Annotated in this window: 4 protein-coding genes; 2 read left to right on the top strand and 2 right to left on the bottom strand. The window is 35.5% G+C overall.

Annotated features, from left to right (window positions below):
• On the bottom strand, positions 1-828 hold an 828-nt coding region (locus Wcon_RS09550), incomplete at its 3' end, for an IS256 family transposase (protein WP_114516781.1).
• Positions 829-874: 46 nt separating this feature from the next.
• Here Wcon_RS09550 and Wcon_RS09545 point away from each other — a divergent pair.
• Together Wcon_RS09545 and Wcon_RS09540 are read left to right on the top strand one after the other, a co-directional pair.
• Positions 875-1291 carry a DUF1016 N-terminal domain-containing protein gene (locus tag Wcon_RS09545; RefSeq protein ID WP_255565582.1) on the top strand — a complete coding sequence of 139 codons (417 nt, stop codon included), beginning with the start codon at positions 875-877 and terminating at the stop codon, positions 1289-1291.
• Positions 1292-1334: 43 nt separating this feature from the next.
• A complete protein-coding gene (locus Wcon_RS09540; protein WP_201796974.1) occupies positions 1335-1775 on the top strand; it encodes a PDDEXK nuclease domain-containing protein in 441 nt (146 codons plus the stop codon).
• Between the two features lie 145 nt (positions 1776-1920).
• Here the strand turns inward: Wcon_RS09540 and Wcon_RS09535 are convergent, their stop codons facing one another.
• Positions 1921-2943 carry an IS110 family RNA-guided transposase gene (locus tag Wcon_RS09535; protein WP_114517756.1) on the bottom strand — a complete coding sequence of 341 codons (1023 nt, stop codon included), beginning with the start codon at positions 2941-2943 and terminating at the stop codon, positions 1921-1923.
• Between the last annotated feature and the right edge of the window lie 230 nt (positions 2944-3173).

Genomic DNA, 3173 nt, shown 5'->3' with positions numbered 1-3173 from the left:
ACTGGATACATATTTCAGAGAATTTCTTATTTGGTGTACTATACATAGCTGCACTTCTGCACTGGGAAATACACTGTTGATGGCTGCAGGAAAGCTTTTTAGCCCATCTACACATGCAATCAGAATATCTTCTACTCCTCTTTCTTTGAGGTTATTTAGCACTTCCAACCAAAAGTTAGCTCCTTCACTTTCAGCCAAATAAAAGCCCAGGACTTCTTTTCTGCCATTTTGGTCTATGCCCAATATATTGTACATACATTTACTTACGCAATGTCCATCCTCCTTGACCTTAAAGAACATCCCATCCATAAATACTATCGGGTATACTGATTGCAGTGGACGACTACGCCATTCATTGATTATAGGCAGTAATTTGTCGGTAATACTTGATATCTCTGCTACCGATATTTTGTGATCATAAATTTCCTCAACGTGTGACGCTATATCTCTATAGCTCATACCACTGGCAAATGTGCTCAAAATCTTCGTTTCAAGCTCTGGATGTAAGCTTGTTTGCCTTTTTTTGACTATTTGCGGCTCAAAACTTCCTTCTCTATCTCTTGGCGTTAACAGCTCAAATGAACCTGCACTTGTACGTAAAGTCTTTCCATTCCTCCCATTTCTGCGATTATTTTCTTCACTTTCAGCTAATAAATGGTTTTCTATTTCACCTTCTAGACTCGCCTCCAGCAGCTTTTTTATAAATGGTGTTAATGCTCCCTCCTTTCCTGTCAACGGTCTTCCTTCTCGTATAGACGACAGGATATTTGTTTCCAACTCTTTATAATCTACCAATCCGTTAGTTCTGTTTACTACTTTTTGACTCATTGTCAAACCTCCATTTTTAAATTGATATAAATTACTTTTTTTCGGTTTGACACACTTTTTTGAACATTCCCCTCTTTCTGTTCAATTCAACTCTACTCTAGTATTGCTAAACTGGGAAATTGGCTCCAGAATTGATCAAGATATCCTAAAGCACAAACGTGCAGATTATGGGAAGCAAATCATCTCCCAACTTGCAAAAGAACTTCAGATTAAATATGGGCGTGGGTTTGATAGAGCGTCATTATTTCGTATGGTGCAATTTTCTAAGTTCTTTCCTGATCAAGAAATTGTCGCGACACTGTCACAACAATTGAGTTGGTCACATTTTGTAGAAATTATTGCAATTTCTGATGAGCTGAAGCGTAATTATTATATAGAAATGTGTCGTATTGAAAGGTGGAGTGTTAGAGCACTACGTAGTAAAATCGATACTATGTTGTATAGCGCTAACAAAAAAACCTGAAGAGTTTATAAGAAGGAGTATAAAAAATTTACGTGAAGAAAATATGTTAGCAACAGAATTCATTTTTCATGACCCATACTTCCTTAGCTTCATGGAATTGCCATCAAGTTATAGTGAGACTGATCTAGAAAATACAATCTTGGATGAATTGACAAAATTTTTACAAGAGTTTGGGAGTGATTTTTGTTTTGTAACACGTCAAAAAAGGATGAGTACTAAAACAACTGACAGGTATTTGGACCTGCTATTTTTTCACAGAGGATTAAAACGTCTTATAGCAATAGAACTAAAAATAGGTCGCTTTGAACCAGCTTATAAAGGACAGATGGAATGGTATTTAAATTGGTTAGATAAAAATGAACGAAAAGCAGGTGAAGAAAAACCGTTAGGGATTATTTTATGTGCTGATAAGGATCAAGAGGATATAGAATATCTTGAACTCGAAGGCTCTAATATTCATGTTGCACAGACAGCTTCCTTCTAAAGAAATTCTTGAAAAGAAGTTGAGAAAGGCTATTTCTATAGCACGTGAAAAACATGCAAGTATTAAGTCAGAGCCATGAAAAATATATGAGAGATACCGTCTTGCGAGTCAACAAAAAATTGCATCATAAAATCAAATGTTGATTTTAAAGTACTAAACCTTCAGTCAGCTTCCTAGTCCTATAGTTGTTGATATGATCTGGATCAAAAGCCTTTCTTGAACTTAAAACACCAAAAACTATATGGAGTAACTTACGCATTGCAGCTCCTACAATGGCCATATTATGCTTGCCTTTCTCTTTTAACCTTTCGCAAAAAGTCATAATAATAGGATTGTGATTCTTAGCTACTATAGCAGGAAAGTAAATTGCCTTACATAATGTTCGTGAACCGGTTTTGCTTAATCTGGGCTTGGCATGTACAGATGAGCCTGATGTTATATTTCGTGGTATAGTTCCAGCGTATGCTGCCAATTGCCTGGCATTTATAAAAGCTTTTATGTCAGGAATTTCAGCTAAAATAGCTATTGCTGATTCCTCTCCTATGCCTGGAATAGTCAATAAGAGTTGAAAATCTTCCAACAATTCTTTATGTTGTTTTAATAGTTCACGTATGGAGTTTCTTATTATTTTTATTTCTTGTTCTATGTTCATTGCAAGGTTTTCCCAAGCGTTTGCGACTTCTTTAGGCAGTCTCTCTTTCTTTTCTAAATGATTATTTACTAATACTAATTCATCTTTTAATGCAGCTAAACAACGATAAAGATGCTTTAATTTTTTCTTTTCAGAAGAAGGTGGTGTCCAACGGGAAGGTTCCTGTCTTTGGCAATAATCTGCAATAATCTCTGCATCAGTCTGGTCATTCTTTTGTCGTACAAGCTTACTCCTTGCATAGCATTTTATGCAATAAGGATTTACAACACTAACAAAATGTCCAGCATTGTGTAGAAATTCAGCAAGAGCTTCACCATAACAACCTGTAGATTCCATACAGGCTTTTACTTCTTCTACATTATGTTTTTGCAAAAAGCCCAGTAAACCTTGAAATCCTGAATCCTCGTTTTTAAAACTCCTTTTCCTAGTTTCACGTTTCCCTTTTTTACTGATGAATGAAAGAAAAACATCAAAGCGTTCTTTTGAAATATCTATACCCAGAAAGTTGTTGATCATATATAACCCCATACGTTACCATTTAAAACGAAAAGTAAGGCTAACCTTGTGAATACAGAATTAGAACCATTTAGGTCTTTCTACGATACCGTTCAGCCTCTACTTTTGAGGAGGGAACTCTTAACTCTCATACAGATTTTATATCTAGGAATGAACACAAAATTTTTCCCTTCTCCACCTAATGCTCAAGCTTAAAACATTAGATGCTTTTTTCAAGATACAAGGAATGG

It is taken from the genome of Wolbachia endosymbiont of Cylisticus convexus, from assembly GCF_003344345.1.
The sequence above is the reverse complement of the archived record's forward strand: the minus strand, read 5'-3'. Positions and strand labels throughout refer to the sequence as shown.